Consider the following 25,056-nt stretch of genomic DNA (forward strand, 5'->3'; position numbering starts at 1 on the left):
CATCCGGCACGCAGCCGTCATGCGGACCCCGTGTTCCGTTCCCAGGGCGGCACGGGAGAGAACTCCGCGCGCAGGAAGTCCAGCAAGGCTTGCACCCGCTCGATCTGCATGCGGTTTTCCGGGACCATGGCCCTGACCCAGATATCGGCCACGCGGAACTCCGGTAGCAAGGTGACCAGGCGGCCGGCCTGGATCGCGGGAAGCAGCAGGTAGGAGGTCAATAGCGTGACGCCATTGCCTTCCAGCGCATTCTGCAACAGGATCAACCCATCGTTCGAGTCCACGCGCGGGGTCACCGATACGGCCACGGGGCCGGTCTTGCCCTCGAATGTCCAGGTCGCGCCCAGGGGCTGGAAGTTGAGTATCTGGTGCCGCAGCAATTCCGAGGGATGCCGCGGCGCTTCGTTGCGGGCAAGATAGGCTGGCGCGGCCACGGCCAGCCGCGGCACGGCGCACAGGCCGACGTCGACCGATCCTCCGAACGATGCGGGAAACATGCCGATCGCCATGTCGAAGCCTTCCTGCACGGGATCGACAGGCCGGTCCAGCGCCAGCACGTCCATGGTGATGTTGGGATGTTGATTCTGGAAGCGCGCCAGCATCCCGCCCAGATAGAACGCGCTCAGCGTGGTGGGCACCTTGATGCGCAGGCGCCCCTCCAGCGCCCGCGGCCTTTTCTGGAGTTGCGCGATGGCGTCGTCCAGGTCATTGACGAGTCGCGCGGCGGTGGGCATGAAGAGCCGCCCCGCTTCGGTTACCGACACCCTGCGCGTGGTACGTTCGAACAGCCTCTGCCCAGTTCGCCATTCCAACTGCTCGACCCGCTTGGTGACGACGGACGGCGCCACCCGCAACCGCCGGGCCGCGCCCACGAAGCTGCCGGCTCTCGCCACTTCGAGAAAGGCCTTCAGGTTGGCGATGGTGTCCATGATTATTCTCGCTTCGAGAATTGATATCGCGCTATTTGGCCGATTGTAGGGGGAAGTGCGAGCAGTTAGAGTGTTTCCACCCCATGGAAGCGGTGGAGACGAGAATGGCGACGTTGGATTTTCAGCCCGCACGCGGGCCCTCTGCCTGGACGGGGCAAGGCATGCGGGATTCGCGGCAATGGATCTACGAGCTGGACGACGAGGACCGCGCCGACGTCGCGTCGGCGCTCTCGCACGTACGGACTCGCGGCCTGACGATTCCCTTCGGCAAGGAAGACTTCCCGCTGGGCCGCTTCGCCGTCCGCATGGCTCGCATCCTGGCCGAGGTCGAGACGGGCGCAGGCGTCGTGCTGATGCGCGGGCTGGCCGTCGACGAATACGGCCTGGAAGGCACCAGGCTGGTGTACTGGGGGCTCGGCGTCCACATGGGGACCGCGCTGGCGCAGACTCCGTTTGGAGACCTGCTGGTCGACGTGCGGGACACCGGTGGCGATCAATACAGGAACCCCACCCAGCGAGGCTTCCATACCGCGCGCCGGCTGCCCTTCCACAACGACCAGGGCGACGTCGTCGGACTGCTGTGCTACAGGCGGTCCAAAAGCGGGGGCCTGAGCTGCATTGCCAGCGCCGCTGCGGTCCACAACGAAATACTGCGCACGCGTCCGGACCTGCTGGAGGTGCTCTACCAGCCCTTCTACTGCGATGCCCGCGGCGAGGAACCCCCGGGCCGCCCTCCCTACTACGTGGAGCCGCGCTTCTCGATGCTGGACGGCCGGCTGTTCACCCAGCATGGACGCACCTACGTCGACTCCGCACAGCGCTTTCCCGACGTGCCGCGCTTGACGGCACACCAGGACGAGGCCATGCGATACGTCGACGAACTGTGTGCCAGCGACACGTTCCGGCTCGACATGGATTTCCGGCGAGGCGACATCCAGTTCCTGAACAATCGCGTGGTCCTGCACTCGCGCACCGACTTCGAGGACTATGAAGAACCCGAGCTGAAACGGCTGCTGATGCGATTGTGGCTACGCACCCCGGGCTACGGCGCCATACCCGCCTATTTCCACGAGCGCTTCCAGGACATGGATCACTGGCTGAAGCACCCGCTCGAACGCAAGCCGAAGGCGCAGGCCGCCTGACCGCGGCTCCCGCGACGGATCCCGATTTTTTTCGTTCACGAGGCCGCTATGAAGACCCTGCAGACATGGATGGGAACGCTAACCCTCGCGCTGGGCGCAATCGCCCCGGGCCGGTCGGCGGAATGGCCCACGCACCCCATCAAACTGGTCGTTCCCTATACCGCCGGCGGGCAATTCGACATCGTCGCCCGCATGCTGGCCGAGAAAATGGGAGCCAGCCTGGGCCAGCCCGTGGTGGTCGAGAACAAGCCGGGCAACAATACGCTGATCGGCGCCGATTACGTCGCCAAGTCCGGCAACGACGGCTATACCTTGCTGTACGCGGGCGCGAACATGTTCTCCATCGCGCCCCACCTCTACAGCCGGATGCCTTTCAAGCGCAGCGACTTCCAGACCGTCTCGCTCGTCAGCGAACTGCCCATGGGCCTGATCGTCAACGGCAAGCTCCCCGTGCGCACCCTTTCCGAGTTCGTCGACTACGTCAAGGCCCATCCCGGCAAGCTCAGCTTCGGGACCTCGGGGGAAGGCGGCGCCCAGCACCTGCTGTGCGACCGGCGAGCTGCGCATACTGGGCGTCTCGAGCGCCCAGCGCCTGGCCGGCCATCCCGACATTCCGACGTTCGCGGAACTGGGCGTGCCCGACGCCACCGTCGCATCGTGGGGAGGCATCGTCGCGCCCGCCGGCTTGCCGCCCGCCGTCTTTGCCGCCCTGCGCAAGGCCGTGGTGGCCGCCGCCGCGGACCCGCAAGTTCAGGAAAAAATCGTTTCCAGTGCCGCGGTGCCCAGGACCACCACACCCGAGGAATTCGACCGCGTCATCCAGGCCGATTCGGACAAGTGGCGGAATGTCATCAAGCGCCTTGGGCTCAAATTCGACTGACCGCACCGCACAAGGACACCCGCATGACCGATTGGAACATATGGGGCTTTTGCTATGCCCTGGGCCGCCTGCCCCACGACTTCCTCAGCGGCGCGCCGGTGGCGAGCAATCGCGGCACCGTGGAAGTGCCGATGATGATCTCGCTCCTGAAATCCAGCCGGGGCCAGCTCGTCCTGGTCGATACCGGCTTCGATTCGGGCGCGTCGATGACGGGCAGGAGGTTCGACGATTTCGTGCGCAGCGACGTCCTGCTGGAACGCTTCGGCGTCGATCCCCGCAAGATAGAGACGCTGGTGTTGACCCACATGCATTTCGACCATGCGGGCAACCTGCGCGGCTTTCCCAACGCGCGGATCTACGTGCAACGCTACGAGTACGAGTCGTGGAAGCGCGTCATCGAGGAATTCGGAGAGCAGACGTCCAAGAGCCACTGGGCCTTCTCATCGCTGAACGTGGCCGACTTCCACGCGCTGGAGGCCGCCGCGCGGGACGGCCGGGTGGTGTTCCTGGACGGCGACGCGGCGGTGGCCGAAGGCGTCACGTGCCGGCTGGCCAAGGATACGCACACCTTCGGCAGCCAGTGGCTGGAAGTGGCCACCCCGGACGGCGCCTATGTCATCGCGGGCGACTGCTGCTATACCTACGAGAACCTGGAACGCATGTGGCCGCCCGGCTACATGCAGGGGAATGCCTGGAACATGCTGCGCGAGTTCCGGCGCATGAAAGACGTGGCCGGCGACGACCTGCGGCGCCTCGTGCCGGGGCATGACATCGCCTTGTTCGACAGGCACCCCGGCGGCAGGCGCGAGGAAACTCGCTTCATCGAAGTTCATCTCGCCAAGGGTGGCGCGTCCTTCCTCGAATGATGGAGCTCCGGGCTCGGGTGACGGCAATCCCGGAACGATGATGCGCGATGCGGCGGGACGGCGGGGCCTCGTCGATTATTTATGGAGTTTTCGCCCTGCGAAACGACGCTGTGCTGTAATCCTCGCACTCGGTGCCACGCCTAGAGAGCACGAACAAACGAGGAGACATACGGTGTTCACCTATCGCATCCGCGCGCTCTGCCTGGTATTTGCGAGCCTTTGCTGCGCAGCCGGCGCCCACGCGCGGGATACCGACTATCCCTCCAAGCCGGTCAAACTCGTCGTTCCCTACGCGCCCGGGGGTCCCACCGATCTGGTCGGACGTTCTCTCGCGGCGGCCCTCGCGCGGCGGCTCGGCCAACCGGTCGTCGTCGAGAACAAGGCCGGCGCCGGCGGCGTCATCGGCACCAGTTCGGTCGTGAACGCCGCGCCGGACGGATACACCTTGCTTTTGGGCCTGCAGGGCCCTATCACCATCAATCCCGCGCTGACCAAGGTACCCTACGATCCGTTCCGCGATCTGGTCGCGGTGCGGATGATCGCCACCGCTCCGATGATATTGATGGCAAGCAAGAAATCGGGCATCAGGACAGTCGGCGAGATTACGGCGCGCGCGAAGGCCGGTGCCGCCGGCCTGAACATCGGCTCCTCGGGAACGGGTACGCTTCCCCACGTCGCAGCGGAGCTGGTCAAGCACGAGACCGGCGCGAATCTGGTCCACGTCCCGTACAAAGGGGCGGGCCCGGCGCTGATCGATCTTCATGCGGGGCACATCGACTTGCTGTTCACAGACCTCCAGGTAGGCCTCCCGTACGTACAAGCCGGCCAGGTGACGGCGCTGGCCACCACGGCGCCCGACCGGTTGCCGATGCTGCCGAACGTGCCCACTCTCGCCGAGAGCGGGCTCGGCAACATGAGGCTGGCGGGATGGTACGGCGTGTTCGCGCCCCAAGGCGCCTCGGCGGACGTCTTGTCCCAGCTCGACCGTGCCATCGACGGCGTATTCCGCGACGAGGCCTTCATGCAAACACTGGCGAACCAGGGTTCCAAGCCGAGCACGCTGAGCGGGCCGAAGTTCGTGGAGTTCCTGCGCGGCGAATACGACCAGTGGTCGCGCCTGGGGCGATCCATCACCATCAAGATGGACTAGGGCCATGGTCGGATTGAGCGAACGACTCGCGGACTGGGCCATGGGACTGTCGTGGGACGGCATTCCCCGGGACGTCAAGGACCTCGCACGGCTGCAGATCCTCGATGCGGTCGGGGTCATGCTCGCGGCCAGGCCATTGGAACCGGTCCATGCCGCGGCCCGCGCGATGGCGCGGACCGACGCCGGCTCGCAAGCCAGGAGCCTTGGCTTCGACGAACCACTGTCGCTGGCGGGCGCCGCCTTCGTCAACGGCGTCATGTCCTCGCTGCTGGAATTCGACGACACGCACATCGAGTCGTTCGTCCATCCGACGGTAGCGCCATTCTCGGTCGCCCTTCCCTACTGCCAGTCATCGCGCCTCGGCGGCGCCCGGCTGATGCAGGCGGTGATCGTCGGCAGCGAGCTCAGTTGCCGGCTGGGCCTGGTCTCCCCCGTGCGCCTGCATGGCGTCGGTATTCATCCGACTGCGATCATGGGTGCGTTCGGAGCCGTGTACGCACTCGCCTCCCTGGCGGAGCTCGATCGCCGGCAAGTCGCCGACGCAGTCGGCCATTGCGCCAGCATGTGCGGTGGCTTGATGGCTTCATGGGAAGATGGCGCGTCGACCAAGACGCTGCACGTGGGAATGGCGGCGAGCCAAGCCGTGCGCGCCGTCGCGCTGGGACAGGAAGGCATCAGCGGCCCTCGTTTCGTCTTCGAAGGTCGCTTCGGCTGGTTCCAGACGCATCTTCAGAAGGTCGAACCGTCGGCCTTTCGGTACGCCATGGCGACCGACCGGCTAGGCAGCCGCTGGGAGCTGCTCGAGGTGGCTTCCAAGCCATATCCCAGCGCGTTCACCATTCATCCTTACATCGACGCGGTACTCGCGCTCAGGGCCGCGCACGCGATAGTACCCGCCGACATTGCCGAAATCCGCTGCCGCATCGCGCCCACCTCCGTGGCGACCTTGTGCGAACCGGCAGCCGAGAAGCTGCGCCCCTTGACCACCTGGCATGGCCGCATCAGCTTGCAGCATTCGCTTGCCGAGGCCATGGTGCGTGGCAGTATGGGCAAACACGCCTATAGCCCCGAGGCGCTGGCGGATCCAGCCATCAACGCCTTGGCCGACAAGGTAGTCTACGAGGCACATGCCTCCCTGAGCGCCGATCCGAAAAAGGCCGGCGCGCACGTTTCGATCCGGCTGAACGACGGCTCGCGTTTCGAGCACGTCATCGACAGTGTGCGCGGCACCCGCGCCAATCCCATATCGGAAGCTGACTACATCCGGAAATTCCGCTCGAATGCCGACGGGGTCATCGCGCCCGGCAAGATCGACGAAGCCATTGACCGCCTGATGCAACTGGACAAGCTCGACGATGTCGCTCCGGTATTCGATGCCCTGGCTGCACCGACCCTCCTTCCCGACTAGCCATGCACATTGCCCAAGTTTCCGTCATACCCTGCCCCCAGCGCATGCGCGACGCCTCCTGGAAGTTCGCCCGGGCTTCCGTGCCGACCATCGACGGCTACCTGCTGGCCCTCACCGATGACATCGGCACGACCGGACTGGGTTATGCGCATGCCATTCCGGCCATCACGAGCCACGGCGAAGGCGTGCGGACCGCGCTCGAGCTGCTCGCGCCGATCGTCTCCGGCAGGCGGCTGGACCAGATCGCCGCGATCATGAACGATGTCGACCGCAGGCTGGCTTTCCAGCACAGCGCCAAGGCCGCCATCGACATGGCGCTGCACGACCTGCTGGCCAGGCGCCTGGGCGTACCGATCAACGTCTTGCTGGGCGGCCAGGTCCATGCCGAGCTGCCGCTGTCTCGCATCCTGTCCATCAAGCCGCCCTCGGAGATGGCCGCCAACGCGGCCGCGCTGGCGGCCGGCGGATATAGGCAGCTCAAGCTCAAGCTGTCCGGCGACACCGACCTGGACGTCGACCGTGTCGCCGCCGTACGGGCGGCGGTCGGGCCGGACGTCGTGCTGACGCTGGACCCCAATCAGTCCTACCACGCCAAGCAGATGATGGCCGCCTTCTCGCGCATGGAACAGTACGACATCGCGCTGATAGAACAACCCGTGCCGGCCCATGACTGGGCGGGCCTCTCATTGCTCACGCGCAGCCTGCCCACCGCGATCGAGGCCGACGAAAGCGCCGTCACCGTGCAGGACGTCCACAGGCTGGTCGCCGACCGTGTCGTCGACGCCATCAACCTCAAGGTCACCAAACTCGGCGGCTTCCGCCATTTCATGGAAGCCGTGCACATCTGCGAAGCGGGCGGCGTGATATGCCGCGTCGGCGCCGCGTTCGGACCGGCGCTCATGCAGGCCATGAACGCCCATGCCGCCAGTGCGATCGCCGCCCTGCCCTACGCGTGCGAGCTGTCCGAGCACCAGCAACTGCTCGACGACCCCTGCACCGACCTGCCGGTGGCAAACGGCGTGCTGACCGTCCCCCGCACGCCGGGCTGCGGCGTCGAGCTGGCGGCCTAGCCCGACTGCTTGCGCGCCCCGATCACCGCCTCGGCCACCTGGCGCGGCACCTCGGCGTAGTGCTTGAACTCCATGGTGTAGGTCGCGCGCCCCTGCGTCAGCGAGCGCAGCGTGGTCGAGTAGCCGAACATTTCCGCCAGCGGCACCTCGGCGTGCACCAGCTTGCCGCCGCCGCCCGCGATGTCTTCCATGCCCTGCACCATGCCGCGGCGCGAGGAAAGATCGCCCATGACGTTGCCCATGAAATCCTCGGGCGTCTCGACCTCGACGCTCATCATGGGTTCGAGCAGCACCGGGTTGGCGCGGCGCATGGCTTCCTTGAACGCCATCGAACCGGCCATGCGGAAGGCGTTCTCGTTCGAATCGACGTCATGGTAGGAGCCGAAGGTCAGGGTGACCTTTACGTCCACCACCGGATAACCGGCCAGCACACCGGACGCCAGCGTGTCCTGGATGCCCTTGTCGACCGCGGGGATGAACTCGCGCGGCACCACGCCGCCCTTGATGGCGTCGACGAATTCGTAGCCCTTGCCCGCGGGTTGCGGCTCCAGCGTGATCACGACGTGGCCGTACTGGCCGCGGCCGCCCGACTGCTTGATGAACTTGCCCTCGACGTCGCGCACGGCGGATCGCACCGTCTCGCGATAGGCCACTTGCGGCTTGCCCACCGTCGCCTCCACGCCGAACTCGCGCCGCATGCGGTCGACCAGGATCTCCAGGTGCAGCTCGCCCATGCCGGAGATGATGGTCTGCCCGGACTCTTCGTCGGTGCGGACGCGGAAAGAGGGATCCTCCTGGGCCAGCCGGTTCAGCGCCAGGCTCATCTTTTCCTGGTCGGCCTGCGTCCTGGGTTCGACCGCCTGCGAAATGACCGGGTCCGGGAAGGACATCCGCTCCAGGATGATGGCGTGGTCCGGGTCGCACAGCGTGTCGCCGGTGGTGGCTTCCTTCAGGCCCACGGCAGCCGCGATGTCGCCGGCATAGACTTCCTTGATCTCGCGGCGCTCGTTGGCGTGCATCTGCACGATGCGCCCCAGCCGCTCGCGCTTGCCCTTGAGCGGGTTGAAGACCGTATCGCCCGACCGCACGATGCCGGAGTACGCGCGAAAGAAGATCAGCTGGCCGACGAAGGGGTCGGTCATGATCTTGAAGGCCAGCGCCGAGAACGGCTCGTCGTCCGACGGATGGCGCTCGATCTCGTGGTCGTTCTGGTCCACGCCCTTGATGGCGGGCACGTCCACCGGCGACGGCAGATAGTCGATGACGGCATCGAGCATGGCCTGCACGCCCTTGTTCTTGAACGCGCTGCCGCACAGCATGGGCACGATCTCGCCCGCCACGGTGCGCTTGCGCAGCCCGCGCTTGATCTCGTCCTCGGTCAGGGCGACGCCGTTCAGGTACTTGTCCATCAGCTCGTCGTCGGCCTCGGCCGCCTCTGCCACCATCTTGTCGCGCCACTCCTCGGCGGTCGCCTGCAGTCCGGCCGGGATGTCGCGGTACTCGAAGCGCACGCCTTGGGTGGCTTCGTCCCAGATGATGGCCTTCATCTTGACCAGATCGACCACGCCCTCGAAATGCTCTTCCGCGCCCACGGGGATCTGGATGGGTACGGCCCGCCCTTTCAGGCGATCGACGATCTGCCGCTGCACGCGGAAGAAGTCCGCGCCGACGCGGTCCATCTTGTTGACGAACGCGATGCGCGGCACGCCATACTTGTTGGCCTGGCGCCAGACGGTCTCGGACTGCGGCTGTACGCCGCCGACCGAGTCGTACACCATGCAGGCACCGTCGAGCACGCGCATGGAGCGTTCGACCTCGATGGTGAAATCGACGTGCCCCGGGGTGTCGATGATGTTGATGCGGTGTTCCGGGTAATTGCCCGCCATGCCTTTCCAGAAGGCCGTGGTGGCCGCCGACGTGATGGTGATGCCGCGCTCCTGCTCCTGCTCCATCCAGTCCATGGTGGCGTTGCCGTCATGGACTTCCCCGATTTTGTGGTTGACCCCGGTGTAGAACAGGATGCGTTCGGTCGTCGTCGTCTTGCCGGCGTCGATGTGGGCGCTGATGCCGATGTTCCGGTAGCGCTCGATGGGGGTCTTGCGGGTCATGGCTATCTCGTCGAAAGGTTGGGGGGAACGAACCGCGAGCCGCGCCGGTTCCGGGGGGAATCGGCAGAGAAAGCTAGTTTGCACCGATTCCGGCCGGCCGGGGAGGGGCGGCACGCCACAGCCTGGCGGCCGCCCGGGCATTCCCGCGCGCCTCGTAGTAACCTCGCACATATATGGGCGCGTTTCCTGAAAACAATCTGAAAAAAGCAAATCCGATCCGCCATGACCGCCACCGAGACACAGCGTGCCATTCCCGCCCTCTACATGCGCGGCGGCACGAGCAAGGGCGTGTTCTTCCTGCCCGGCGATCTCCCTCCTGATCCTGCCGTCCGGGACCGGGTACTGCAGAGGGTGGTCGGCAGCCCCGACCCCTACGAGAAACAGATAGACGGCCTGGGCGGCGCCACCTCCAGCACCAGCAAGGTGGTCATCGTCGGCCCCAGCGGCCGGCAGGACTGCGACGTCGACTACTGGTTCGGCCAGGTCGCCATCGGCCAGCCCATGATCGACTGGAGCGGCAACTGCGGCAATCTCAGCGCGGCGGTAGGCCCCTTTGCCATCCACCGCGGCCTGGTGCGGCCGGCAGGCGACGGCATGGCGGAGGTCCGCATCTGGCAAGCGAACCTCGGCAAGAAGATCGTCGCCCACGTCCCCGTGCGCGGCGGCCAGGTCCAGGAACTGGGCGACTTCGAGCTCGATGGCGTGACCTTCCCCGCCGCGGAAGTCCGGCTGGAATTCCTCGACCCAGGCGGCGGCGACGGCCCGGACGGCGCGATGTTCCCCACGGGCAACACGGCCGATGACTTGACCATTCCGGGCGTGGGGGAAATTCGCGCGACGCTGGTCGACGCCGGCAACCCCACCGTCTTCGTTCCCGCCTCGGCGCTGGGACTGGCAGGCACCGAACTGCAGTCCGATGTCAACGGCAATGCCGGCGTGCTGGCCCGTGCCGAGGCCATCCGCGCCCACGCCGCGGTCGCCATGGGCCTGGCGCCCGATGCCGCTCATGCGACCACCCACCGCCAACATACGCCCAAGCTCGCCTTCGCCGCCCCGCCCGCGGCCTATACGGCCTCCAGCGGCCGCGCCGTCGGCACGGACGACATCGACCTGAACGTACGCATCTTTTCCATGGGCAAGCTTCACCACGCAATGACGGGCACCGGCGCGGTGGCCATCGCCGCCGCGGCCGCCGTGCCCGGCACGGTGCTGGCCGACCTGCTGGGGGGCGCCCGCGACGGACTGCGCTTCGGCCACCCGTCGGGCACGCTGAAGGTCGGCGCGCAGGCGCGGTGCCAGGACGGGCGGTGGAGCGTCGCGCTGGTGGCCATGAGCCGCAGCGCCCGCCGGCTCATGGACGGCGTGGTGCTGGTGCCGCCATGGCGGGACTGAACCTGCCCTGCGGCGGCGCCCGCGGGACCTCGCGTACGCCGGCGTTTGGGCGGATACTGTCTTCGTAGCGGAACGGCTGCCTGCCGTTCCCTCCCCGGCGGATCGGCCGCCGACATCGCAGCAAGGAGACATGCATGAAGTTCGTCAAGAAATCGGTTGCAGCCTTCGTCATCGCCGTCATGCCGCTGGCCGCCATGGCCGCGCCCGCCAAGGTCATGGCCCCCGGCGGACCAGGCGGGGGCTACGATGGCGCCGCCCGGATACCGCTGCAGGTGATGCAGCAGACGGGCATCTTCACCGACGGTTTCCAGGTCACCAACAAGGGCGGCGCGGGCGGCACCATCGGGCTGGCCGAGTTCTTCCGGACCAGCAAGGGCGACGACAACGCGATCATGTCCATCGGCGCGATTCTGGTCGGCGCCATCATCACCAACAAATCCCCCGTCACGCTGGACCAGGCCGTGCCCCTGGTGAGGCTGACCGACGACGCCGGCGCCATCGTCGTGGCGGCCAACTCGCCCATCAAGACCATTGCCGACGCGGTCCAGGCCCTGAAGGCCAACCCGGGCGGCACGGCCGTGGCCGGCGGATCGATAGGCGGCACCGACCACGTCACCGCGGCGCTGATCGCCAAGGCGGCCAAGATGGACCCCACCAAGGTCAACTACCTGCCCTACACCAGCGGCGCGGAAGTCGTCACCTCGCTGGCCAGCGGCCAAGGCAAGATCGGCATCTCCGGCCTGTCCGAATTGAAGACCTTCGCCGACCAGGGCCGCATCCGCATCATCGCGGTCTCCTCCGAGAAACGCCTGCCCGGCGTCAACGCGCCCACCCTCAAGGAAAGCGGCTACGACGTGGTCGTCGGCAACTGGCGCGGCATCATCGGCGCCCCCGGCATGAGCAAGGCCGGACGCGACATGTGGCTGCAGCGCTATGCCAAGCTGCATGCCTCGCCCGAATGGAAGAAGACGCTGGCCGACCACGGCTGGGACGACGCCTACCTGGCCGGCGACGACTTCGCCGCCTTCCTGACCAAGGAGAAGGCGCGCCAGGCCGAAGTGCTCAAGGACGTGGGGCTGGTCAAGTAGATCCGCACCGACACGAGGCACCGGGCGCCGCCGGCGCCCATCGGAGACACACGATGACAACTCCCCAAAGGCGCCCCTGGTGGCTGGGCCTGGCGGTCGTATTCATAGGCGCGGTCTGGCTCTACGAGGGCGGCACGCTGCCGCAGATCGGCGGCTATGCCGCGCTGGGCCCGGGCTTTTTCGTCAGCGCGATAGGCGTGGCCCTGATCGTCCTGGGCCTCATGCTGCTGGTGCAGATCGCGCGGGGGGAGACCTTCTCCCCCCAGGAAGTGGAGAACGCCGAGGCCGATGCCGGCGCCTCGTGGCCTGCGCTGCTGTGGGCGGCGGCGGGCGCCGCGCTGCCGCTTTTGACCATGAAGCCGCTCGGCTTCCCCCTGACCGCCATGGGCTCGTTCGCCCTGGTCACGCGGGCTTTCGGCTCGCGGCGCGTCGTGTTCGATTGTGCCGTCGGCCTCGCGCTCGGCGCGATCTGCTGGCTCGGATTCTCGCACCTGGGCGTGGGCCTGGGCGGCGCCTTTCCTCCGGCCGGGTGGTAATCGATGGATACCTTCAACTCCCTGCTTGCGGGGTTCGGCGTCGCGTTACAGCCGATGAACCTGTTCTGGGCCTTCCTCGGTTCCGCGCTGGGGACCGCCATCGGCGTGCTGCCCGGCATCGGCCCGGCACTCACGATCGCGCTGCTGCTGCCGGTCACGGTGCAGATCGCGCCGACGGCTGCGTTCATCATGTTCGCCGGAGTCCTGTACGGCGCGATGTACGGCGGCTCCACCACGTCCATCCTGCTCAACGCGCCGGGCGAGAGCGGCTCCATGATGACCGCGCTCGAGGGCAACAAGATGGCCAGGGCCGGACGCGGCGCCGCCGCGCTTGCCACCGCGGCCATCGGCTCCTTCGTGGCCGGCACCATCGCCACGCTGGCCCTGAGCTTCGTGGCGCCGGCCATCGCCGAGCTCGCATTCGTGTTCGGGCCGGCCGACTACTTCGCGCTGATGGTGCTGTCCTTCACCTCGGTCTCGGTGGTGCTGGGCACATCGCGCGTACGGGGCTTCATCTCGCTCTTCCTCGGCCTGGCAATGGGCGTGGTGGGCATAGACGGCCAGACTGGGCAGGCCCGCCTGGCATTCGGTTCCGCCGACTTGCTCGACGGCATCGAATTGACGGTGGTGCTGGTGTCGCTGTTCGCGGTGGGCGAGATCCTGTACGTCGCGAGCCGCTACAACAAGGCGCCGCCGCGCATCAATCCGCTGGCGGGCGGCACCTGGATGACCCGGCAGGACTGGAAGCGGTCATGGAAGCCCTGGATACGCGGCACGGCGCTGGGTTTTCCCATCGGCGCATTGCCCACGGGCGGCACCGAGATCCCGACCTTTCTCTCCTACTCGATCGAGCGCAAGCTGTCCCGGCATCCCGAAGAATTCGGCAAGGGCGCGATCGAAGGCGTGGCCGGTCCCGAAGCCGCCAACAACGCCGCGGCGGCGGGCGTGCTGGTGCCGCTGCTGACGCTGGGCCTGCCCACGTCCGCCACCGCAGCCGTGCTGCTGGCGGCCTTCCAGAGCTACGGACTGCAGCCCGGCCCCTTCCTGTTCACCAGCAGCGGCGACCTGGTCTGGGGCCTGATCGCTTCGCTGTACATCGGCAACCTGATGCTGCTGGTGCTGAACCTGCCGCTCGTCGGACTATGGGTACGGCTGCTGCTCATTCCCCGGCCCTACCTGTACGCGGGCATCCTGATCTTCGCCATGGTGGGCATCTGGGGCGTGGCGACGTCGTGGACCGATCTCGCGCTGATGTTCGGCATCGGCCTGATGGGCTACGTCATGCGGGTGTACGACTTCCCGATCGCGCCCGTGCTCATCGGTCTGATCCTCGGCCCCATGGCCGAAACGCAACTGCGGCGGGCCCTGGCCGTGGGCGAGGGCAATCCCCTCATCCTCGTCTCCACCCCGGTATCGGCCACGCTCATCGTGCTGGCCATCGCCGCGCTAGTGCTGCCGCTGCTGCTCAGGCGGCTCAAGCGCGAAGCCTGACGCGGCGCCCGCGCGACGGCCGCTGCGGCCGCGCGGGCACAACGCTTCAGCGCGGGTGGGAGGTAGGAGGCAGATCCGCTCCCCCTGCCTGGGCCTCATGGCGCAACATGCGCCGGATTTCGTCCTCGCCGTAGGGCCGCGGATCCTTGATCCGCAGGCTCTCGGCCCATTCGCGCGAGAAATCCCGCTGCAGCCAGCGGTTCACCGCTGCCGTGGCGAGCATGGCCACCACGGCGCCGCCGGCGGCCAGGACCATGTCCTTGTGCGCGTCCCATACATCGCCTTGCGTGCCGAGGTAGGCCACGCCGAGGTCGCCGCCGAACACCTCGGCCGCCGCCCACTCGAACAGCTCGAACATGGCCGAGGTCGCGAGCGTGAACTCCAGCGGCAGGAAATAGCCCCAGAAGCCCTTGGCATCCGCCACGCGCAGGAAGACCTCGCGGATCGGATAAGCCAGCAGCAAGCCGTACGAAAAGTGGACCACCCGGTCAAAATTGTTGCGCTCCCAACCCCACAGGCTGTTGAAGCTGCGCCCGGCCAGAGCCTGCCACCAGGCATCGTACGGGACCTTCGCATAGGTGTAGTGGGCGCCGATCGCATGCAGGCAGAGGAAGACGAAGATCAACGTGTAGGAAAGGCGCGAAAAACGGAAGTGCCGCCAGCTCAGCACCAGGCCGGCGCAGAATCCCACGACCAGCACATTCTCCAGGGCCCAGTCGCCACGGTCGAGCGGGCTGATCGCCAGCGCCACCCAGATGACGGCGAACGCCGCCGCGAGCGTCGCGACGTAACGTCGATATGCCATGCCTGCCTCCATGTTTCCTCCATCGGCCATGCGGGATCCCCAGTCTACGCTACCAGCCCGCCCACGCCGCCGGGCCTATTTTTTACAGCCGGACCGCGGCAACTTTTACATCTCCCGGTTTGCGTCCCGCTGCCTCCGCGGGGCACGGCCCTTGCTACGCCGTCCGACGACGCCGCAGCGCAATGGAGACACGCATGGAAGACCGAACGAGCGCGACACCGGACGCCCCGCCTGGATGGCTCGCATCGGCGGACGGAGACCGCAATGTCGGCCCGGCAGAGCGGCTGGGCTCGGCCGCGGGGGGCTCCTTGCTCCTGCTTTGGGGACTCCGGCACGGCGGGCTGCTGGGCGACCTGGCGGCAGCCGCCGCCGCGGGCTTGTTGTGGCGAGCGGCCACGGGCAACTGCCCCGTCAAACGGGCTGTCACGGCGTCCCCGCTGGAACGGCGCATCGCGCAGGAACAGGGCTGGATCTCGGCCGCGGCGGCCACCTATGCCATCGCCATCGACCGCCCGCGCGAGGAAATCTACCGCTTCTGGCGCGACTTCTCGAACCTGCCGCGCTTCATGCACCACATCGTCAGCATCGAGGTCATCAACGACCACCGCTCGCGATGGACCGTCAAGGCCCCCTTCGGCAAGACCGTCGAATGGATCGCTCACGTGGTCGACGACATTCCCAACGAGCGCATCGCCTGGGAGGCGGAAGCGACGGCGGATATCCCCAACCACGGCTGGGTGGAATTCCGCGATGCGCCGGACGGAACCGGCACGGTGGTGCGGGCCATGATCGCCTATCAACCGCCATTGGGGCAGGCGGGCCGGGTCGCCGCCCGGCTGTCGCGCGAGAATCCCGCCCGCCAGATGGCCGAAGACCTGCGCCAGCTCAAGCGCTATCTCGAGGCGGGCGCGGCGGCGTTGCCGGCCGGCGAGGCGCAACCCGCCTCCGCCTGATCCGCCGCGCGCCATCGGCTACTGCCGGACCAATACGGGCCCCGCCTTCCCCCCAAGGAAGGGCTCCCGGCAGCTTGGGCGGTTCGCCCCGTTCTCCGGAGCGGCGCGGACCGCATCCTTTTTGTTTCGTCCGTCCCGCCCCCCGTTGCGTTTCAGCGCCGTTCCACCGTTGACACGCCGAGTGCAGGCGACCTATCGCTTTCCCTGGAATTCCATGCGCCCGGATCCGCGCGCCGAAGGTCTGCGGTATAACCACGCCGACGCATGCCTCGCATGCGGCGCCCGCCGCGGCGCGGACGACACATGCATCCGCGCGATGCCGGCTTTCTTTTTTCACGCAGATGGTCACCATGATGTACTCGCAATTCCAATCAGGCAGGCGCGCCCTGCTCGCGCTCGCTACCGCATGCGCCGCCGGTGCGGCCGCCGTTTCCCTTCCCGCCATGGCCGCGGATTATCCGTCCCGGCCCATCACCATCGTGGTCGCCTATGGAGCGGGCGGCGACACCGACGCGATGGCGCGGCTCTTCGGCGAAAAGCTGACCCAGCGCCTGGGCCAGCCCGTCATCGTCGAGAACCGGGCAGGCGCCAGCGGCATCATCGGCAGCAACTACGCCGCACGTGCCAAGCCCGACGGCTATACCCTGCTGCTCGCCCCCAGCACGTTCTCGATGGCGACCCACGTCGTCAAGACGAACGCCACCGACACTTACCATCCGGCCAGGGACTTCGCGCCGATCACCCAGACGGCCTATCAGCCGCTGCTGCTGGTCGCCAGCCAGGCCTCGGGCTATACCTCGGTGGCGCAGGTGATCAAGGACGCCAAGGCCGGCAAGGCGCTGACCTATGCCAGCCCGGGCTCGGGCTCGCCCATGCACATCCTCGGGGAACTTTTCAACCAGGCCGCCGGCGTCAAGATCACCCACGTTCCCTACAAGGGCGTGGCTCCCGCGGTCAACGACCTGCTGGGCGGGCACGTCGCGCTGAGCTGGATGACCTACGGCCCGGTGGAGCCCTATCTTGCGTCCGGCAAGGTGCGCATCCTGGCCAACGGCGCCTCGGAACGCACCCCGCTTGCGCCGGATGCGCCGTCCATGGCGGAACTGGGATACAAGAACGTCAACGTAGCGGCCTGGCAGAGCCTCTATGCTCCCAAGGGCACCCCCGCCGAGGTCATCCGCACGCTCAACGGCCACATGGCCGAAATCCTGAAAATGCCCGATGTGGTCGCGAAGATGCGGGTCTTCGGCGCCTTCGCCAAATCGAGCACGCCGGAAGCCTTCGGCAAGCTGACCGCCGACGAATACGAGTATTTCGGCAAGGTCGTCAAGGAGTTCGGCATCCAGGCCGACTGAGGAAACACCCCGCCGCCATGTCGGCGGGGAACCTCCGGCGGCGCCGGCTCTCTGATTGAGCATGTGGATCCGCCGCCTCGCCACCCTCGCTTGCCTGTTCGCGCTTGCCTGCGCGGGCTACGTGGCGCTCGACCGCTGGCAGCGCCAGATGATTTTCTCGGTCGAGCTGGGCGAGCGCTCGTGGTGGCGCGAACCGCCCGCCGGCACCGAGGTCTACGACCTGGGCATGCCGGGCGGCGACACGTTGCGCACCTGGTACTGGCAGCATCCCGACCGGGACGCCCCCACCATCCTGTATCTGCACGGCTCGCGCTGGAACCTGAACGGCAGCGCCTTCCGCATCGGCCGCTGGGCCGACCTCGGCTATTCCATCCTCGCTATCGACTATCGCGGCTTCGGCGCCTCCTCCGCCCGGCTGCCGTCCCAGGCCAGCGTACGGCGGGATGCCGAGACTGCCCTGCGCGAACTGGCGCGCCGGCAGCCGGATCCGGCCCGGCGCTTCGTCTACGGCCACAGCCTGGGGGGCGCGATCGCCATCGACCTCGTATCCCGGTCCGGTACGCCGCCGGTGGCAGGCCTGATCGCCGAGTCGACCTTCACCCGCATCCGCGACATGATCGCCACCACGCGCTGGAGCGAGCTTCCCGGCTTGGGACTGCTGGTCACGCAGCCCTTCGATTCGGTGCGTGCCATCGCTTCGCTGCGCACCCCGGTCCTGTTGCTGCACGGCACCGAAGACCGCGTCGTGCCCCACGCCATGAGCGATGCCCTATGGGCCGCGGCGCAGCACGCGCCGTTGAAGCGACTGGTCAAGATCGAGGGCGCTTCCCATTCGGGAGCGAGCCGCGCCGGCCCCGCCTACGATGAAGCCGTGCACGGCTTCGTGCGCGACGCCACCGCGGCCTATCGAGGCTGACGTCATTCCACTTCGACCTTGGCCTGGAATTGCCTTTCCAGGAACGCGATCGCCCCTGCCCGGGCCGCATCGGCCGAGGGGAAGAGCTCGCCGTCCTGCATCAGCGGAAAGCCCAGCACCCGCACCCGGAACTGATAGCCGCCCTCGCCGGGTGCCGTATCTATCTCGAAATTGCGTTCGTTGACCCAGCCACGCGCCTGCGGCGTCCAGTCCTCCACAACGACCTCCTCAGAGCGGCGCGCCGGCCGGCAGGATGCCTTCCGCGTCAAACGAGCCGCATCATCCCAGCGCGACCAGAAAGACGACCGCCCCCAGCCCCAGCATCAGGAACGGGCTGAGCCGCGTCAGCATCAGCGCCAGCGTCGAAACCGCCGCCACGCCCCAGGCCCATGCGCCACCCTCTGCCGCGCGCAGTACTGTGCACGAAGCAGCCAGAACCATGCCTGCCGCCACCGGCACCAGCCCAGCCTCCACCGCGCGTATGCAACGGGTTCCCTTGAAGCGCGTCCACAAATGGGCAAGCCCATAGACCAGCAGCGAACTGGGAATGAAGATCGCGGCCGACGCCACCAGCGCCCCCGCCAGGCCCGCCGCCTGCCACCCCACCAGCGTCACCAGCAAGGCGCCGGGCCCCGGGATGATGCGCGACAAGGCATACAAGTCCATGAACTGCGCATTGTTCATCCAGCCGTAGACGTCCACCGACTGACGGTGGATGTCGGCCACGATGCTCTGCCCGCCGCCCACCGTCAGGAAAGACAGCGGCACGAAAACCAGGACCACCTCCAGCAGCGACTTCAGGTTCATGATCCCTCGCGTGCACGAAGGCGCAGATAAGCCAGGCCGACAGAAAGCGGCGCCATCGTGCCGACCACCCACAGCAGCGGCAGGCGCAGGAAGAAAATCGCCCCGAACGTCGCGGCCATGATCGCCGCGGCCGCCATGCTTTGCGCAGCCCGCCGCGCGGCGCGCAAGCCCGTTTGCAGAGACAGCCCCACCGCGGCGGCGGCGACGCCGGCCAGGGCCACGTGCACGGAATCGGACTTGGCCGCCGCCGAGAACGCGCCCACCACCGCCAGCGCCAGGAGCATGGCCGGCACCACCAGTCCGAGTGCGCCTGCCAGCGCCCCCACGCCGCCGCGCAGGCGGAAGCCGACCCAGATCGACATGTTGATGACATTGACGCCGGGAAATGCCTGGGCCAGCGCCAGGCCGCTCAGGAACTCGGCCTCGGAAAGCCATTCCCGCCGCTGGACGAACTCGCGCATCATCCAGCCGCTCAGGCCGCCGCCGAAGCTGGTCAGGCCGATCTTGGCGAAGGCGAGAAAGAGCTGGAAGGCGGAAGGAGGCGGGGCATCGCCGGGGCGAAGGGAAGAAGGCGTCGGGATCATGGCGGACCTGGCGATCGGGAATCGCCATATTACGGATTTCGGGTGTCGGACAGCTTAATGGCCGTCGCGCCAGCGATATCATGACCGCATTGACATCATGACGTCATGCTGTCATGATGGGCTGACATCATAACGGTATGCTACTTGCATGAGCATTCCCAATCCGCTCCTCACCGAAGGCGCCGCCCCACTCTACCGCCAGGTGGCGGACCATCTCATCCAGCGCATTACCAGCGGGCAGCTCGCCCCGGGCGACGCCCTGCCTCCGGAAGACAGCCTGTGCCGCGAGTTCGGCGTGAGCCGCATCACCGTCCGCAAGGCAGTCGAAGAACTGCTCGACCGCCATCTGATCGTCCGCCGCCGCGGCGTCGGCACTTTCGTCAACGATCCGCGCCGGGCCACCAAGGCCGTGACCTTGATAGGCGTGATCGACGAGGTCCTGCCGCGCAACCAGGTAATCGTCGTCGACGAAGCCCTGACGATCCTGCCGGCCAAGCTGCGCGAGCTGTTCGGCCTGGGGACGCAGAAATGGAAATGCGTGCGCGCGGTCAACCACGTCGCCCCCAACGAACCGCTGGACTACGCGCATTTCTATTTCGCCGATCACATCGCCGGCGGGATCGGGGCCGCCGAGGTAGCCGGCCCGTTGCCACCGATCAAGTATCTCCAGACGCATTTGAATGTCCGCATCGACCATGCCGACCAGCTCGTCGAGCCCATGGCGGCCACTGCCGAAATCGCCGCCCGCCTGGACATTGCCAAGGGCACGCCTGTGCTGCGGGCCATCCGCATCTACTACGACGCGCAAAGCCGACCGGTAGAGATCGTCGATGCGGTCTATCACCCCGAACGCTACCGATACGCGGCCACCCTTTATCCCAAGGCGGGGGCCGGCAACTGATTCCTCGTCGTCTCTCAAAGGATTCGCCATGCGCTCGACCGGACGAAACGATAGGTTGTCGAAGTGGTCCAGCTGCCTGCTGCTCGGGGTGGCGGTGGGAAGCGGCCAGGCGGTCGCGCAGGACTACCCGGTCCGCCCGGTCAAGCTGGTCAGCCCCTGGGCGCCCGGCGGCGCGAACGATATCTTCTGCCGCGCGCTGGCGCAGAAACTGAGCGAATCGCTGGGCCAGCCGGTCGTCGTGGAAAACCGTCCGGGCGCGGCCGGCACCATCGGCTCCGACTTCGTGGCGAAGGCGCCCGCCGACGGATATACGCTGGTGATGGGAAGCTCGCCCACTCATTCCATCGCGCCGGGCCTCTACCCCCGCCTGCCTTACGACCCGATGCGCGACTTCACGCCCATCACACTGGCCGCCGTGGTCCCCAACATCCTGGTGGTGCACCCTTCGCTGCCGATCCGGTCGGTACCCGAACTGATCGACTACGCCAAGGCCCATCCCCGCCAGTTGAACTTTTCCTCCACGGGCAACGGTTCTTCGCAGCATCTGTTCGGCGAACTGTTCAAATACCTGGCCCGCGTCGACATCGTGCACGTGCCCTACAAGGGCACCGGGCCCGCGCTGAATGATCTCCTGTCCGGCCAGGTGCAGATGGCCTTCGAGAACCCTCCCGCCCTGCTGCCCCACATCCAGGCCGGCCGCCTGCGCGCGCTGGCGGTGGCGGGCAGCAAGCGATCGGCTTCCCTGCCCGACCTGCCCACCGTGGCCGAAGCCGGGCTGCCCGGCTACGACGTCGCCGTCTGGTTCGGCATCTTCGCGCCGGCCGGCACGCCCCAGCCTGTCGTCGCCCGCTTGCACAAGGACATCGCCGCGGCCCTCGCCTCGCCCGACATCAAGACACGCATGGACGGCTTCGGCGCGGAGATCATCGGCACGGGACCGGAGCAGTTCGATGCCCACCTGCGCGCCGAAATCCCCAAGTGGGCCGCCATCATCAAGGCGGCCAACGTCAAGGTCGACTAGCCACCATACGCTCCCCAAGGAGGTACTCATGACGTTTTCCGTGATCGCCCGCTGCCCGCGCACGGGCATGTTCGGCATCGCCATCGCCACGCGCCCCATGGCCATCGGTGCCAAGTGCCCGTTCCTGCGACCCGGCATCGGCGGGCTCGTCGTGCAGGCCAACGGCGATCCCCGCCTTGGGCCGCTGGGCCTGTCGCTCCTGGAACAGGGCTATTCCGCCCGGAAGGTGCTGAACGACATCATCGAAAGCGACGGGGAAGACAACATCGCCTGGCGGCAGATCGCCGTCATCGACAAGGACGGCCGGACCGCCGCCGTGACCGGCAAGGACAACGAGGACTGGAAGGGTCACGTCGCCAAACAAGACTATGCCGTGCTGGGCAACCGCCTGACCAGCGAACGCACGCTCACCGCCATGTCCGAAGCCTTCGAACGACACGGCGACCTGGAGCTGGCCGACCGGCTGGTGTGCGTGCTGGAAGCGGCGCGCGATGCCGGCGGCCAAGTGGCCGGCCAGCACTCCGCCGCGCTGCTGGTGCACAACAGGAAATCGTACGCGTGGGTGGATTTGCGGGTGGATGAGCACGATGAGCCCATCGGGGAGCTGCGCCGCTTGTACCAGTTGTATATGCCGCTGATTCCGTATTACGACCAGCGGCCGGCGAATCCCAGCATGCCGCGGGATGATGACTGGAGGAAAGCGACGGGGGTGCAGGGAGGGCCGAGGTAGCCAAACTCGGGGCTGAGCGGAAGCATCTACCGTGGAGCTACTGCACGCAACCACATCTTCTCGACCTGGCTGGTCATGTTCCGTGGAATCAACTCAACTTCCGGATGCGCGCTTCCATATACACGGAATAGCTCATCAGCAAAGGCTTGGCCGATTTCCTGCACCTCCGAGAAATCCAGAATGACCTTCTTGAAACGATCGAACCGTGCGATCAACCGTTTGGCCTGAGACCGGGATACCAATTGTTCGCCGCCGTATTTGGCAAGCTTCATGGGAACGACGGTTTTCGAAAAATCATAGTCTTCAGGCGCATCGGTGAACTGCTCGTAGACTTCGGCAGCAGTACGCTGACTTGCCAATCCAATTCTCATGAAAACCGTCGTGCCCTCATCAAACAAGCTTTCCTCCTCTCTCAACCAGTCGTCGGGGGAGCCGTCCTCATGATTGAATGTCAACCCATTGGCAATGATCTCAAATTGATCGAACATCCTAGAAGTAAAGAAAACTCCTTCCCCAGTATGCCTTGATGGATCGGTTGTCAGTTTTCCCTTCGATAACTCGAACAAGGCTTGCCGCATGTCGGCGAGTCCAAGCGAGTTTGTAATTTTGGCAAAAATCCCCACTCCATCATCGGAAACGACAATGCTCAACGTTTTTTCGTCTTGGCTAACCCAAACGAAGACCGACTCACCGCCGGAATGATCGATTGCGTTGTTGACCATTTCTGTAAAGCCATGCACCGCAATGCGTTGAATATTGTTTGGGAGCGAGAAGTACGGCTTGAAAGCGCTTTCCCAAATGGAGTGTTCTTCAAGCCCTGCCAAGGGATAAAGATGCGCCACCCGGCGTTTATAGCCAGGGCTAAAAACAGGATGAGTAGACGGGCCGCTGCGTGCAATCCATCCCTCTGCCTCCAGGCGCTGGATGTATTTATTGGCCGCAACACGAGAAACGCTGTATTTATCAGCGTAGTACCGCGTTAAGTCACGGGGATGTTCAACGACATCCCGGGTGACCGTTCTGACTAGTTCATCAAATTTCGACGATTTGGCCATGGCGCACTTTGTAAACCACCAACACCAACATTGTAAACCAAAAAGGCTAACATTGTAAACCTACAGCCCTCATCCTGTCGCGCAAAAGAAAACCCGCAGCGCCAGGAACGGTGCGGGTTTCACGATGAACAGTCGCGGACTAATTCAGATAAGTACTTGGTGGGCCCCCTGGGAGTCGAACCCAGCACCAACGGATTATGAGTCCGCTGCTCTAACCAGGCATGAGCTAGAGGCCCGAGGGCGCAATTCTACACCGACTTGCCCCCCGGAGACGCTGGAACGCCCGATCGCCCTACAATCCCGCCATGGACGACACCACCCAGTTCTGGCGCGACCCGGCTCTGCCGTATGCCGAGAGCAGACGCGCCTGCCACAGCCGTGCCTGCTACCGGCCTCATAGCCACCCAACCTTCTCCATCGGCGCCGTGGACGAAGGCGCCAGCGTGTTCACGGGTGCCTCGGGCGGTCCGGTAGGGCTACGTCCCGGTACCCTGGTTTTCGTGCCGCCGCAGCGCGTCCATGCGTGCAATCCCGAACCGGACCGGGAGTGGAGCTACCAGATGCTGCACCTGGATGTGCAGTGGTACGAGTCGATCCGGCGAGAGAATGGCCTTTATGCCGCGCATGCCGACGAGCCCGTCTGGATGAGCCGTGAACCGGCCTTCTACGCCGGGTTTTGCCGGCTCAACGGACTGCTGTTCTCGGATGCCGGCCCGCACGAAAAAGAAATCGCGTTGATCGAATTCGTGGCCGAGTGCGATGCCCAGGCCGGCCACCGAATTCCCCTCGTCTCGGCCCGCGGCCGGCGCGACCGACTGGCGCCGGTGCTGGACGCGCTGCAGAGTGCGGACATGCCTCCGCGTTCTTTGTCCGAACTGGCGGCGCTGGCAGGCATGAGCCGCTATCAGCTGATCCGCGCTTTCCGCGCGGAAACCGGGTTGACGCCGCATGCCTGGCAGCTCGACCAGCGCGTCAGCCAGGCCCGCGAACGGCTGCGGGCAGGCCAGCCCCTGGCCGAAGTCGCCTATGGCCTCGGCTTCGCGGACCAGAGCCATTTCCAGCGCGTGTTCAAGGGGCACGTCGGCGTCACGCCGGGCAGCTATCGCCGCTAGCGCAATTTTCTTCAATACCCGCCGCGGCGGCGCCGGCATGCTTGCGGGCCTGTTCTCCGCAAACCGATCCTGGCGCATGCAGCAATTCCTGATGATCGCGGCCGCGCACTTCCTGGCGCTGCTGTCTCCCGGCCCCGACTTTTTCCTGATTGCCCGCACGTCGCTGGCGTTGGGATGGCGGATCGCGTGCGGCGCCTGCGCCGGTATCGCGCTGGCCCATTGCGCATTCATCGTGGCTGCGTTCGCGGGCGTCTCGGCGCTGCGGCCGCACAGCGCGGCCTTCATCGCCTTGCAGGTGCTGGGCAGCCTATATCTGCTCTACCTCGGCTACTTGTTCATCCGCCATGCAGGCAGGACCACGCTCGGGCCGCCGGATGAGCCGCCTCGTCTTGCGGCGTCGGCGCAAACCGCGTCGCTGGGCCGGGCAGCGGCCATGGGTTTGCTGGTGGCGATCCTGAACCCCAAGAATGCGCTCTTCTATGCCAGCCTGGCGTCAATGCTGGCGGGGCCCGGCGCCACGGCGGCCTGGAAGACGTTCTACGGAGCGTGGATGACTTGCGTCGTCCTGCTGTGGGACCTGCTGGTAGCAGCGACGATCGGCAACGGGCGAATCCTCAAGCGATTCTCGCGCGCCTTGCCCTGGCTGGAACGCGCCTCGGGCGCGGTGCTGGCGCTGGTCGCCCTGGCGATGCTGGGCGCCCTGGCTCTGGAGTGATGCGGCGGCACGGGCCAGGCATCCGGCGTGCCGCCGCGCCAT

Annotated in this window: 24 protein-coding genes, 1 tRNA gene and 1 pseudogene; 18 read left to right on the forward strand and 8 right to left on the reverse strand. The window is 66.4% G+C overall.

The features are described 5' to 3' along the window. Positions 1-17: 17 nt before the first annotated feature. Positions 18-929, reverse strand: coding sequence for a LysR family transcriptional regulator (locus CDO44_RS21240; protein WP_087782277.1), 912 nt, complete (start codon positions 927-929; stop codon positions 18-20). A gap of 104 nt (positions 930-1,033) precedes the next feature. Between CDO44_RS21240 and CDO44_RS21245 the strand changes: the two genes are divergently transcribed. From CDO44_RS21245 to CDO44_RS21265, 6 genes and pseudogenes are all read left to right on the forward strand, one after another. Then, positions 1,034-2,071, forward strand: coding sequence for a TauD/TfdA family dioxygenase (locus CDO44_RS21245; RefSeq protein ID WP_158213373.1), 1,038 nt, complete (start codon positions 1,034-1,036; stop codon positions 2,069-2,071). 207 nt (positions 2,072-2,278) lie between these two features. After that, positions 2,279-2,951: pseudogene (locus tag CDO44_RS28415) on the forward strand (Bug family tripartite tricarboxylate transporter substrate binding protein). 134 nt (positions 2,952-3,085) lie between these two features. Beyond that, positions 3,086-3,817, forward strand: a complete 732-nt coding sequence (locus tag CDO44_RS28420) for an N-acyl homoserine lactonase family protein (protein WP_369824702.1) — start codon at positions 3,086-3,088, stop codon at positions 3,815-3,817. A gap of 172 nt (positions 3,818-3,989) precedes the next feature. After that, positions 3,990-4,967 carry a tripartite tricarboxylate transporter substrate binding protein gene (locus CDO44_RS21255; RefSeq protein WP_158213374.1) on the forward strand — a complete coding sequence of 326 codons (978 nt, stop codon included), beginning with the start codon at positions 3,990-3,992 and terminating at the stop codon, positions 4,965-4,967. A 4-nt stretch (positions 4,968-4,971) separates the two neighbouring features. After that, positions 4,972-6,375: an MmgE/PrpD family protein gene (locus CDO44_RS21260; protein WP_087782281.1), complete on the forward strand. Its 1,404-nt coding sequence runs from the start codon at positions 4,972-4,974 to the stop codon at positions 6,373-6,375. Between the two features lie 2 nt (positions 6,376-6,377). Then, positions 6,378-7,445 (forward strand): mandelate racemase/muconate lactonizing enzyme family protein, encoded by a 1,068-nt coding sequence (locus tag CDO44_RS21265; protein WP_087782282.1) that lies wholly within the window; start codon positions 6,378-6,380, stop codon positions 7,443-7,445. Here the strand turns inward: CDO44_RS21265 and fusA are convergent. Further along, positions 7,442-9,553 carry an elongation factor G gene (gene fusA / locus CDO44_RS21270; protein ID WP_087782283.1) on the reverse strand — a complete coding sequence of 704 codons (2,112 nt, stop codon included), beginning with the start codon at positions 9,551-9,553 and terminating at the stop codon, positions 7,442-7,444. The two genes, CDO44_RS21265 and fusA, sit on opposite strands and share 4 nt — an antisense overlap. Positions 9,554-9,775: 222 nt before the next feature. On the opposite strand from fusA, the gene prpF reads away from it, so the two are divergent. From prpF to CDO44_RS21290, 4 genes are all read left to right on the forward strand, one after another. After that, positions 9,776-10,945, forward strand: coding sequence for a 2-methylaconitate cis-trans isomerase PrpF (gene prpF, locus CDO44_RS21275; protein WP_087782284.1), 1,170 nt, complete (start codon positions 9,776-9,778; stop codon positions 10,943-10,945). A gap of 134 nt (positions 10,946-11,079) precedes the next feature. Next, positions 11,080-12,033 (forward strand): tripartite tricarboxylate transporter substrate binding protein, encoded by a 954-nt coding sequence (locus tag CDO44_RS21280; RefSeq protein WP_087782285.1) that lies wholly within the window; start codon positions 11,080-11,082, stop codon positions 12,031-12,033. A gap of 53 nt (positions 12,034-12,086) precedes the next feature. Next, entirely contained in the window at positions 12,087-12,569 is a 483-nt protein-coding gene (locus CDO44_RS21285) for a tripartite tricarboxylate transporter TctB family protein (RefSeq protein ID WP_087782286.1), read from the forward strand. Positions 12,570-12,572: 3 nt separating this feature from the next. Further along, the gene (locus tag CDO44_RS21290; protein ID WP_087782287.1) at positions 12,573-14,060 is read left to right on the forward strand and encodes a tripartite tricarboxylate transporter permease; all 1,488 of its coding nucleotides are present in this window, start codon (positions 12,573-12,575) and stop codon (positions 14,058-14,060) included. 46 nt (positions 14,061-14,106) lie between these two features. On the opposite strand, the gene CDO44_RS21295 is transcribed toward CDO44_RS21290, so the two are convergent. Then, positions 14,107-14,865 carry a DUF2238 domain-containing protein gene (locus CDO44_RS21295; protein WP_087782288.1) on the reverse strand — a complete coding sequence of 253 codons (759 nt, stop codon included), beginning with the start codon at positions 14,863-14,865 and terminating at the stop codon, positions 14,107-14,109. A gap of 194 nt (positions 14,866-15,059) precedes the next feature. Here CDO44_RS21295 and CDO44_RS21300 point away from each other — a divergent pair, with 194 nt between their 5' ends. The 3 genes from CDO44_RS21300 to CDO44_RS21310 all read left to right on the forward strand — a co-directional run bounded on the left by CDO44_RS21300 (position 15,060) and on the right by CDO44_RS21310 (position 18,089). Next, positions 15,060-15,818: an SRPBCC family protein gene (locus CDO44_RS21300; protein WP_158213375.1), complete on the forward strand. Its 759-nt coding sequence runs from the start codon at positions 15,060-15,062 to the stop codon at positions 15,816-15,818. 350 nt (positions 15,819-16,168) lie between these two features. After that, positions 16,169-17,173, forward strand: a complete 1,005-nt coding sequence (locus CDO44_RS21305; protein ID WP_369824700.1) for a Bug family tripartite tricarboxylate transporter substrate binding protein — start codon at positions 16,169-16,171, stop codon at positions 17,171-17,173. 61 nt (positions 17,174-17,234) lie between these two features. Then, on the forward strand, positions 17,235-18,089 hold the full coding sequence (locus CDO44_RS21310) for an alpha/beta hydrolase (RefSeq protein WP_087782290.1): 855 nt from the start codon (positions 17,235-17,237) through the stop codon (positions 18,087-18,089). A 2-nt stretch (positions 18,090-18,091) separates the two neighbouring features. On the opposite strand, the gene CDO44_RS21315 is transcribed toward CDO44_RS21310, so the two are convergent. The 3 genes from CDO44_RS21315 to CDO44_RS21325 all read right to left on the reverse strand — a co-directional run bounded on the left by CDO44_RS21315 (position 18,092) and on the right by CDO44_RS21325 (position 19,480). After that, a complete protein-coding gene (locus CDO44_RS21315; protein ID WP_087782291.1) occupies positions 18,092-18,307 on the reverse strand; it encodes a hypothetical protein in 216 nt (71 codons plus the stop codon). A 61-nt stretch (positions 18,308-18,368) separates the two neighbouring features. After that, positions 18,369-18,896 carry a chromate transporter gene (locus CDO44_RS21320; RefSeq protein WP_087782292.1) on the reverse strand — a complete coding sequence of 176 codons (528 nt, stop codon included), beginning with the start codon at positions 18,894-18,896 and terminating at the stop codon, positions 18,369-18,371. After that, positions 18,893-19,480, reverse strand: a complete 588-nt coding sequence (locus CDO44_RS21325; RefSeq protein WP_087782293.1) for a chromate transporter — start codon at positions 19,478-19,480, stop codon at positions 18,893-18,895. Before CDO44_RS21325 ends, CDO44_RS21320 begins: the two co-directional genes overlap by 4 nt. A 148-nt stretch (positions 19,481-19,628) precedes the next feature. On the opposite strand from CDO44_RS21325, the gene CDO44_RS21330 reads away from it, so the two are divergent. From CDO44_RS21330 to CDO44_RS21340, 3 genes are read left to right on the forward strand one after another with little or no spacing between them, the layout of a single operon-like run. Then, positions 19,629-20,381 carry a GntR family transcriptional regulator gene (locus CDO44_RS21330; protein WP_087782294.1) on the forward strand — a complete coding sequence of 251 codons (753 nt, stop codon included), beginning with the start codon at positions 19,629-19,631 and terminating at the stop codon, positions 20,379-20,381. A 55-nt stretch (positions 20,382-20,436) separates the two neighbouring features. Then, positions 20,437-21,402, forward strand: a complete 966-nt coding sequence (locus tag CDO44_RS21335; RefSeq protein WP_233146298.1) for a tripartite tricarboxylate transporter substrate binding protein — start codon at positions 20,437-20,439, stop codon at positions 21,400-21,402. A 28-nt stretch (positions 21,403-21,430) separates the two neighbouring features. Then, positions 21,431-22,132 (forward strand): DUF1028 domain-containing protein, encoded by a 702-nt coding sequence (locus CDO44_RS21340; RefSeq protein ID WP_158213376.1) that lies wholly within the window; start codon positions 21,431-21,433, stop codon positions 22,130-22,132. Positions 22,133-22,158: 26 nt separating this feature from the next. On the opposite strand, the gene CDO44_RS21345 is transcribed toward CDO44_RS21340, so the two are convergent. Both CDO44_RS21345 and CDO44_RS21350 read right to left on the reverse strand, forming a co-directional pair. Continuing rightward, positions 22,159-23,187, reverse strand: a complete 1,029-nt coding sequence (locus CDO44_RS21345; protein WP_087782297.1) for an STAS-like domain-containing protein — start codon at positions 23,185-23,187, stop codon at positions 22,159-22,161. 157 nt (positions 23,188-23,344) lie between these two features. After that, a tRNA-Ile gene (locus CDO44_RS21350) sits at positions 23,345-23,423 on the reverse strand. 69 nt (positions 23,424-23,492) lie between these two features. On the opposite strand from CDO44_RS21350, the gene CDO44_RS21355 reads away from it, so the two are divergent. Next, the gene (locus CDO44_RS21355; RefSeq protein ID WP_087782298.1) at positions 23,493-24,299 is read left to right on the forward strand and encodes an AraC family transcriptional regulator; all 807 of its coding nucleotides are present in this window, start codon (positions 23,493-23,495) and stop codon (positions 24,297-24,299) included. A gap of 76 nt (positions 24,300-24,375) precedes the next feature. Then, positions 24,376-25,014, forward strand: coding sequence for a LysE family translocator (locus CDO44_RS21360; RefSeq protein ID WP_087782337.1), 639 nt, complete (start codon positions 24,376-24,378; stop codon positions 25,012-25,014). Positions 25,015-25,056: the final 42 nt, after the last annotated feature.

The sequence above is a fragment of the Pigmentiphaga sp. NML080357 genome (assembly GCF_002188465.1).
GTDB lineage: Bacteria > Pseudomonadota > Gammaproteobacteria > Burkholderiales > Burkholderiaceae_B > Pigmentiphaga.

Coding starts and splice junctions, on each gene's coding strand:
- CDO44_RS21240 (WP_087782277.1), bottom strand. CDS start 929: ATGGACACCATCGCCAACCTGAAGGCCTTTCTCGAAGTGGCGAGAGCC.
- CDO44_RS21245 (WP_158213373.1), top strand. CDS start 1,034: ATGGCGACGTTGGATTTTCAGCCCGCACGCGGGCCCTCTGCCTGGACG.
- CDO44_RS28420 (WP_369824702.1), top strand. CDS start 3,086: ATGATCTCGCTCCTGAAATCCAGCCGGGGCCAGCTCGTCCTGGTCGAT.
- CDO44_RS21260 (WP_087782281.1), top strand. CDS start 4,972: ATGGTCGGATTGAGCGAACGACTCGCGGACTGGGCCATGGGACTGTCG.
- CDO44_RS21265 (WP_087782282.1), top strand. CDS start 6,378: ATGCACATTGCCCAAGTTTCCGTCATACCCTGCCCCCAGCGCATGCGC.
- fusA (WP_087782283.1), bottom strand. CDS start 9,553: ATGACCCGCAAGACCCCCATCGAGCGCTACCGGAACATCGGCATCAGC.
- prpF (WP_087782284.1), top strand. CDS start 9,776: ATGACCGCCACCGAGACACAGCGTGCCATTCCCGCCCTCTACATGCGC.
- CDO44_RS21280 (WP_087782285.1), top strand. CDS start 11,080: ATGAAGTTCGTCAAGAAATCGGTTGCAGCCTTCGTCATCGCCGTCATG.
- CDO44_RS21285 (WP_087782286.1), top strand. CDS start 12,087: ATGACAACTCCCCAAAGGCGCCCCTGGTGGCTGGGCCTGGCGGTCGTA.
- CDO44_RS21290 (WP_087782287.1), top strand. CDS start 12,573: ATGGATACCTTCAACTCCCTGCTTGCGGGGTTCGGCGTCGCGTTACAG.
- CDO44_RS21295 (WP_087782288.1), bottom strand. CDS start 14,865: ATGGCATATCGACGTTACGTCGCGACGCTCGCGGCGGCGTTCGCCGTC.
- CDO44_RS21300 (WP_158213375.1), top strand. CDS start 15,060: ATGGAAGACCGAACGAGCGCGACACCGGACGCCCCGCCTGGATGGCTC.
- CDO44_RS21305 (WP_369824700.1), top strand. CDS start 16,169: ATGATGTACTCGCAATTCCAATCAGGCAGGCGCGCCCTGCTCGCGCTC.
- CDO44_RS21310 (WP_087782290.1), top strand. CDS start 17,235: ATGTGGATCCGCCGCCTCGCCACCCTCGCTTGCCTGTTCGCGCTTGCC.
- CDO44_RS21320 (WP_087782292.1), bottom strand. CDS start 18,896: ATGAACCTGAAGTCGCTGCTGGAGGTGGTCCTGGTTTTCGTGCCGCTG.
- CDO44_RS21325 (WP_087782293.1), bottom strand. CDS start 19,480: ATGATCCCGACGCCTTCTTCCCTTCGCCCCGGCGATGCCCCGCCTCCT.
- CDO44_RS21330 (WP_087782294.1), top strand. CDS start 19,629: ATGAGCATTCCCAATCCGCTCCTCACCGAAGGCGCCGCCCCACTCTAC.
- CDO44_RS21340 (WP_158213376.1), top strand. CDS start 21,431: ATGACGTTTTCCGTGATCGCCCGCTGCCCGCGCACGGGCATGTTCGGC.
- CDO44_RS21345 (WP_087782297.1), bottom strand. CDS start 23,187: ATGGCCAAATCGTCGAAATTTGATGAACTAGTCAGAACGGTCACCCGG.
- CDO44_RS21355 (WP_087782298.1), top strand. CDS start 23,493: ATGGACGACACCACCCAGTTCTGGCGCGACCCGGCTCTGCCGTATGCC.
- CDO44_RS21360 (WP_087782337.1), top strand. CDS start 24,376: ATGCAGCAATTCCTGATGATCGCGGCCGCGCACTTCCTGGCGCTGCTG.